Genomic DNA, 6,654 nt, shown 5'->3' on the forward strand with positions numbered 1-6,654 from the left:
TGACATGCAATTAAATGTAAATGACGCTCAAGCGATCGAAGTTTCCGAACTGACATTTGGCGGCGAATTCAACGAGACGCTGGTTCACCAAGCAGTCGTGGCCTACATGGCCGGCGGCCGTCAAGGTAGCAAGCAGCAAAAGACCCGTTCCGACGTTCGTGGTGGCGGTAAGCGCCCATGGCGTCAGAAAGGTACTGGCCGTGCTCGTGCCGGTACTATCCGTAGCCCAATCTGGCGTGGCGGCGGTACCACTTTCGCAGCTCGTCCTCAGGATCACACCCAGAAGCTGAACAAGAAGATGTATCGCGCAGCAATGCGTTCCATCCTTGCTGAGCTGGTGCGTACTGATCGTCTGGTTGTGGTTCAGGACTTCGCTGTTGATGCACCGAAGACCAAAGATCTGCTGAACAAACTGACCGGCATGGGCCTGACTGACGTCTTGATCGTGTCTGAAGTAGTTGATCAGAACCTGTACCTGGCTGCTCGTAACCTGCCACACGTTGATGTACGTGACGTGCAAGGTTCCGATCCAGTTAGTCTGATCGCATACGACAAGGTGTTGATCACCGTGTCGGCCGTGAAGAAATTCGAGGAGCTGCTGGGATGAACCAGGAACGCGTATTTAAAGTTCTGCTTGGCCCGCACGTTTCCGAGAAGGCTACGGTTCTGGCTGACAAGAAAGGCCAGTTCGTTTTCAAGGTTGCAACTGACGCAACCAAGCTGGAAATCAAGAAGGCCGTCGAAAGCCTGTTCAGCGTGAAAGTAGAGCGTGTTACTACCCTGAATGTTCTGGGTAAGAGCAAGCGCACTGCTCGCGGTCTGGGCAAGCGTAATGACTGGAAGAAGGCAGTTATCTCCCTTCAGCCAGGCCAAGATCTCGATTTCAGCAGCAGTGCTGAGTAAGGAAGGGGTGCATCATGGCAATCGTTAAATGCAAACCGACTTCCCCTGGCCGCCGTTTTGTGGTCAAGGTGGTCAACCAGGAGCTGCATAAAGGCGCTCCTCACGCACCGCTGCTCGAGAAAAAATCGAAGACTGGTGGTCGTAACAACAATGGTCGCATTACCACTCGTCACATCGGTGGTGGCCATAAGCAGCATTATCGTCTGGTCGATTTCCGTCGCAACGACAAAGATGGCATCTCTGCCACTGTCGAGCGTATCGAATACGATCCAAACCGTACTGCTCACATCGCTCTGCTGCTGTACGCAGATGGCGAGCGTCGCTACATCATCGCCCCTAAAGGCGTGAGTGCTGGCGACCAGCTGATCGCAGGTGCTTTGGCGCCGATCAAGCCGGGCAACGCTCTGCAACTGCGTAACATTCCAGTTGGTAGCACCGTACACGGCATCGAATTGAAGCCAGGTAAAGGCGCGCAAATCGCTCGTTCCGCTGGTGCTTCGGCTCAGCTGATCGCTCGTGAAGGTGTCTACGTGACCCTGCGTCTGCGTTCTGGTGAGATGCGTAAAGTGCTGGCTGAATGCCGCGCGACCCTGGGTGAAGTCTCGAACTCCGAGCACAGCCTGCGTTCGCTGGGTAAAGCTGGTGCCAAACGCTGGCGTGGCGTTCGCCCAACCGTTCGTGGTGTTGCCATGAACCCGGTTGACCACCCACATGGTGGTGGTGAAGGTCGTACCTCTGGTGGTCGTCATCCGGTATCGCCATGGGGCTTCCCGACTAAGGGCGCGAAGACTCGTGGTAATAAGCGTACCGACAAAATGATCGTCCGTCGTCGCAAGTAAATAGAGGGATACGACAGTGCCACGTTCTCTGAAAAAAGGTCCTTTTATTGATCTTCACCTACTGAAGAAGATCGAAGTGGCGGCGGAAAAGAACGATCGCAAACCAGTTAAAACCTGGTCGCGTCGTTCGATGATCCTGCCACAAATGGTCGGTCTGACCATTGCAGTTCATAACGGTCGTCAACATGTTCCAGTTCTCGTGAACGAAGACATGGTCGGCCACAAACTAGGCGAGTTTGCCGGTACCCGCACATATCGTGGGCACGTGGCAGACAAGAAAGCCAAGCGTTAAGGGGTAAGGAACGATGGAAGTAGCCGCTAAGTTGTCGGGCGCTCGAATCTCCGCCCAGAAAGCCCGCTTGGTCGCCGACCAGATCCGCGGGAAGAAGGTGGGCGAAGCGCTCAACCTGTTGGCTTTCAGCAGTAAGAAAGCCGCCGAGATCATGAAGAAAGTGCTGGAGTCGGCCGTAGCCAACGCCGAGCATAACGAAGGCGCAGACGTTGATGACCTCAAGGTCAGCACCGTTTTCGTCAACGAAGGGCGTTCGCTGAAGCGAATCATGCCACGTGCCAAAGGCCGTGCTGATCGCATCGTCAAGCGGTCTTGCCATATCACTGTCAAGGTTGCTGACAAGTAACGGAGTCGAAGAGATGGGTCAGAAAGTACATCCCATTGGCATTCGCCTGGGAATCGTCAAGGAACACACCTCCGTCTGGTACGCAGACGGTCGGACTTATGCGGACTATTTGTTCGCTGATCTGAAGGTGCGTGAGTATCTCCAAGACAAACTAAAAAGCGCGTCCGTAAGCCGTATCGATATCCATCGTCCGGCTCAAACTGCACGTATCACCATCCACACCGCTCGTCCAGGTATCGTTATCGGGAAGAAAGGTGAAGATGTTGAGAAACTGCGTCAGGACCTGACCAAACAAATGGGTGTGCCTGTGCACATCAATATCGAAGAAATCCGCAAGCCGGAACTCGACGGTATGTTGGTTGCGCAGAGCGTAGCTCAGCAGCTGGAGCGTCGCGTAATGTTCCGTCGCGCTATGAAGCGCGCTGTACAAAACGCCATGCGCATTGGTGCCAAAGGCATCAAAATCCAAGTGAGCGGTCGTCTCGGCGGTGCTGAAATCGCACGTACTGAATGGTATCGCGAAGGTCGTGTGCCACTGCACACCCTGCGTGCCGACATCGACTATGCCAACTACGAAGCTCACACCACTTACGGTGTGATCGGTGTAAAGGTTTGGATCTTCAAAGGCGAAGTAATTGGTGGTCGCCAAGAAGAACTGAAACCACAAGCACCAGCGCCTCGTAAAAAAGCTGCTAAGTAAGGGGTACGCCAAATGTTGCAACCAAAGCGTACGAAGTTCCGCAAGCAGATGACAGGCCACAACCGTGGTCTGGCTCAGCGCGGTAGCAAAGTCAGCTTCGGCGAGTTCGCGCTGAAGTCTGTAGCTCGTGGTCGTCTCACCGCTCGTCAGATCGAGTCAGCGCGTCGTGCTCTGACCCGTCACGTTAAACGTGGCGGCAAGATCTGGATCCGTGTATTCCCGGACAAGCCTATCTCCAAAAAGCCACTCGAAGTTCGGATGGGTAAAGGTAAGGGTAGTGTGGAGTACTGGGTAGCCCAGATTCAGCCAGGCAAAGTCCTGTATGAAATCGAGGGCGTTTCTGAAGAGCTGGCGCGTGAGGCTTTTGCCCTGGCTGCTGCAAAGCTGCCGCTCGCCACCGCTTTTGTTAAACGGACGGTGATGTGATGAAAGCGAATGAACTTCGTGAAAAAGACGCGCCGCAGCTTAACGAGCAACTGCTCGGCCTGCTGCGCGACCAGTTCAATCTGCGCATGCAGAAAGCAACTGGCCAGTTGGGGCAGTCTCACCTGCTCCGGCAAGTTAAGCGTGACATCGCTCGCGTGAAGACTGTGCTCAAACAGCAGGCAGGTAAGTAATCATGGCTGAAGCCGAAAAAACCGTCCGTACGCTGACTGGCCGTGTTGTCAGCGACAAAATGGACAAGACCATCACCGTTCTGATCGAGCGTCGCGTTAAGCACCCGATCTACGGTAAATACGTTAAGCGTTCGACTAAGCTGCACGCGCACGACGAAACCAATCAGTGCCACATCGGCGACAAAGTCACTATTCGTGAAACTCGTCCTTTGGCCAAGACTAAGTCTTGGGCGCTGGTTGATGTTCTCGAACGCGCTGTGGAAGTCTAAGGACTAGGGGTCGGAGAAATTATATGATTCAGACTCAATCCATGCTCGATGTGGCCGATAACTCTGGCGCTCGCCGTGTTATGTGCATCAAGGTGCTGGGTGGCTCCCATCGTCGTTACGCTGGTATCGGTGACATCATCAAAGTTACCGTCAAGGAAGCAATTCCTCGCGGTAAAGTGAAAAAAGGCCAAGTGATGACTGCTGTTGTAGTCCGCACTCGTCACGGCGTACGCCGTGCTGATGGCTCCATTATCCGCTTTGATGGCAACGCTGCTGTTCTTCTGAACAACAAGCAAGAGCCGATCGGCACCCGTATCTTTGGGCCAGTGACCCGTGAACTTCGTACTGAGAAGTTCATGAAGATCGTCTCGCTCGCCCCAGAAGTGCTGTAAGGAGATCCGACATGCAAAAGATTCGTCGTGACGACGAGATCATCGTGATCGCCGGCAAAGACAAAGGTAAGCGCGGTAAGGTGCTTAAGGTTCTCGCTAATAACCGTCTGGTTATTGGTGGTCTGAACCTGGTTAAGCGTCATACCAAGCCTAACCCGATGTCGGGCGTACAAGGCGGTATCGTCGAAAAAGAAGCTCCACTGGACGCTTCTAACGTCGCCATTTTCAACGGCGAAACCAACAAGGCTGACCGCGTTGGTTTCAAAGTAGAAGACGGCAAGAAAATTCGTGTCTTCAAGTCGACCCAAAAAGCGGTTGATGCTTGAACACTGCTAGGTAGAAGACCATGGCACGACTAAAAGAGATTTACTGGAAGGAAATCGCACCGAAGCTTAAGGAAGAACTTAAGCTTTCGAACGTGATGGAAGTTCCACGCGTTACCAAAATCACCCTGAACATGGGTCTGGGCGAAGCTGTCGGTGACAAAAAAGTCATCGAGCACGCTGTTGCCGACCTGGAAAAGATCACCGGTCAGAAAGTCGTTGTGACTTACGCTCGGAAATCCATCGCTGGCTTTAAAGTCCGTGAAGGTTGGCCGATCGGCGTCAAAGTGACTCTGCGCCGTGAGCGTATGTACGAATTCCTGGATCGTCTGCTGTCGATCTCCCTGCCTCGGGTTCGCGACTTCCGCGGCCTGAATGCCAAGTCCTTCGATGGTCGTGGTAACTACAGCATGGGCGTAAAAGAGCAGATCATCTTCCCGGAAATCGACTACGACAAGATCGATGCTCTCCGCGGTCTGGACATTACCCTGACCACCACTGCCAAGAACGATGATGAAGGTCGCGCGCTGCTGCGTGCTTTCAAATTCCCGTTCCGCAACTGATTGGAGTAGGAAAATGGCCAAGATGAGCATGAAAAACCGCGAGCTGAAGCGTCAGCTCACGGTTGCCAAGTACGCCAAAAAGCGTGCAGCACTGAAAGCTATCATCGTTGATCTGAACGCAAGTCCAGAAGCACGTTGGGAAGCTACGGTAGCTCTGCAGAAGCAGCCACGTGACGCAAGCGCCTCGCGCATGCGTAACCGCTGCCGCCTGACCGGTCGTCCACACGGCGTTTACCGCAAGTTCGGCCTCGGCCGTAACAAACTGCGTGAAGCTGCAATGCGTGGTGACGTACCTGGTCTGGTTAAAGCCAGCTGGTAAGCACTATCAAAGTCTCGGTGTTCGGGATCGCAAGATCCTGACCACCGGTGACCTTGAACTTGAATCAAGCCCCTTTTGGGGCTTGATTCATTTGTGGGGTGTGTCTAGAATACCCGGCTCGCCTGAGCCCGTGCTTTTTTCGCATGGATGAGCTCGGCGACAAGTAGTAGCCGCAAGGCTAATTTTTTTGTATTAGGAGCGTCTAGCCCATGAGTATGCAGGACCCGTTAGCGGACATGCTAACTCGAATCCGTAATGCCCAGATGGCTGAAAAGTCCGTCGTAAGCATGCCATCTTCTACTTTGAAGGTAGCTGTTGCCAAAGTCCTGAAGGACGAAGGTTACATTGCGGGTTATCAGATCAGCAGCGAAATCAAGCCACTGCTGTCCATCGAGCTGAAGTACTTCGAAGGCCGTCCGGTCATCGAGGAAGTGAAGCGCGTTAGCCGTCCAGGCCTGCGTCAGTACAAGTCCGTCGATGATCTGCCAAAGGTTCGTGGCGGTCTCGGTGTGTCTATCGTCTCCACCAACAAAGGTGTGATGACGGATCGTGCTGCGCGCGCTGCCGGTGTCGGCGGCGAAGTTCTTTGCACTGTGTTCTAAGGGGGGATAAGCATGTCACGCGTCGCTAAGAACCCCGTTAAGCTGCCAGCCGGTGTCGAAGTAAAATTCGCAGGCCAACAGCTTTCGGTGAAGGGTGCCAAGGGCACTCTCGAACTGAACATCCATTCGTCCGTTGAGATCGTTGAAGAAGCTGGTGAGCTGCGTTTCGCTGCTCGCAATGGCGATCAACAAACTCGCGCAATGGCTGGTACCACTCGTGCGTTGGTAAACAACATGGTCCAAGGCGTAAGCCAAGGCTTCGAGCGTAAGCTCCAGCTGGTCGGTGTTGGTTACAAAGCGCAAGCAAAAGGCACAGTGCTGAACCTGGCTCTTGGCTTCTCGCACCCAGTGGATTATGAACTGCCGGAAGGCATCACCGCTGAGACTCCTAGCCAGACCGATATCCTGATCAAGGGCATCGATAAGCAGCTGGTAGGTCAAGTGGCCGCCGAGATCCGCGACTTCCGTCCACCAGAGCCGTACAAAGGC

At 53.9% G+C, this 6,654-nt stretch carries 15 protein-coding genes; all 15 read left to right on the forward strand.

Annotated elements, in window-relative coordinates:
• Positions 1-4: 4 nt before the first annotated feature.
• The gene (gene rplD / locus AB4N91_RS30070; RefSeq protein ID WP_007896707.1) at positions 5-607 is read left to right on the forward strand and encodes a 50S ribosomal protein L4; all 603 of its coding nucleotides are present in this window, start codon (positions 5-7) and stop codon (positions 605-607) included.
• Complete coding sequence (gene rplW / locus AB4N91_RS30075; RefSeq protein WP_002555488.1) at positions 604-903, forward strand: 50S ribosomal protein L23; 300 nt, start codon at positions 604-606, stop codon at positions 901-903. Before rplD ends, rplW begins: the two co-directional genes overlap by 4 nt.
• Before the next feature lie 14 nt (positions 904-917).
• Positions 918-1,742: a 50S ribosomal protein L2 gene (gene rplB, locus AB4N91_RS30080; RefSeq protein ID WP_003176423.1), complete on the forward strand. Its 825-nt coding sequence runs from the start codon at positions 918-920 to the stop codon at positions 1,740-1,742.
• Between the two features lie 16 nt (positions 1,743-1,758).
• The gene (rpsS, locus tag AB4N91_RS30085) at positions 1,759-2,034 is read left to right on the forward strand and encodes a 30S ribosomal protein S19 (RefSeq protein ID WP_002555486.1); all 276 of its coding nucleotides are present in this window, start codon (positions 1,759-1,761) and stop codon (positions 2,032-2,034) included.
• Between the two features lie 13 nt (positions 2,035-2,047).
• Positions 2,048-2,380: a 50S ribosomal protein L22 gene (gene rplV / locus AB4N91_RS30090; protein WP_003103908.1), complete on the forward strand. Its 333-nt coding sequence runs from the start codon at positions 2,048-2,050 to the stop codon at positions 2,378-2,380.
• A 13-nt stretch (positions 2,381-2,393) separates the two neighbouring features.
• Positions 2,394-3,080, forward strand: coding sequence for a 30S ribosomal protein S3 (gene rpsC, locus AB4N91_RS30095; RefSeq protein ID WP_003176422.1), 687 nt, complete (start codon positions 2,394-2,396; stop codon positions 3,078-3,080).
• 12 nt (positions 3,081-3,092) lie between these two features.
• The gene (gene rplP / locus AB4N91_RS30100) at positions 3,093-3,506 is read left to right on the forward strand and encodes a 50S ribosomal protein L16 (protein WP_007896757.1); all 414 of its coding nucleotides are present in this window, start codon (positions 3,093-3,095) and stop codon (positions 3,504-3,506) included.
• The gene (rpmC, locus tag AB4N91_RS30105; RefSeq protein ID WP_008030901.1) at positions 3,506-3,697 is read left to right on the forward strand and encodes a 50S ribosomal protein L29; all 192 of its coding nucleotides are present in this window, start codon (positions 3,506-3,508) and stop codon (positions 3,695-3,697) included. The genes rplP and rpmC overlap by 1 nt, the downstream gene beginning before the upstream one ends.
• Before the next feature lie 2 nt (positions 3,698-3,699).
• Positions 3,700-3,966, forward strand: coding sequence for a 30S ribosomal protein S17 (rpsQ, locus tag AB4N91_RS30110; RefSeq protein ID WP_003176419.1), 267 nt, complete (start codon positions 3,700-3,702; stop codon positions 3,964-3,966).
• 23 nt (positions 3,967-3,989) lie between these two features.
• Positions 3,990-4,358 carry a 50S ribosomal protein L14 gene (rplN, locus tag AB4N91_RS30115; RefSeq protein WP_002555479.1) on the forward strand — a complete coding sequence of 123 codons (369 nt, stop codon included), beginning with the start codon at positions 3,990-3,992 and terminating at the stop codon, positions 4,356-4,358.
• A gap of 11 nt (positions 4,359-4,369) precedes the next feature.
• Complete coding sequence (gene rplX, locus AB4N91_RS30120; protein WP_003176416.1) at positions 4,370-4,684, forward strand: 50S ribosomal protein L24; 315 nt, start codon at positions 4,370-4,372, stop codon at positions 4,682-4,684.
• 20 nt (positions 4,685-4,704) lie between these two features.
• On the forward strand, positions 4,705-5,244 hold the full coding sequence (gene rplE / locus AB4N91_RS30125) for a 50S ribosomal protein L5 (RefSeq protein WP_003176415.1): 540 nt from the start codon (positions 4,705-4,707) through the stop codon (positions 5,242-5,244).
• Positions 5,245-5,257: 13 nt separating this feature from the next.
• A complete protein-coding gene (gene rpsN, locus AB4N91_RS30130; protein WP_003176414.1) occupies positions 5,258-5,563 on the forward strand; it encodes a 30S ribosomal protein S14 in 306 nt (101 codons plus the stop codon).
• Positions 5,564-5,772: 209 nt separating this feature from the next.
• The gene (gene rpsH / locus AB4N91_RS30135; protein ID WP_003186040.1) at positions 5,773-6,165 is read left to right on the forward strand and encodes a 30S ribosomal protein S8; all 393 of its coding nucleotides are present in this window, start codon (positions 5,773-5,775) and stop codon (positions 6,163-6,165) included.
• 12 nt (positions 6,166-6,177) lie between these two features.
• A partial coding sequence (gene rplF / locus AB4N91_RS30140) for a 50S ribosomal protein L6 (protein WP_460112008.1) occupies positions 6,178-6,654 on the forward strand: 477 nt, incomplete at its 3' end.

It is taken from the genome of Pseudomonas sp. H3_D04 (assembly GCF_054669175.1).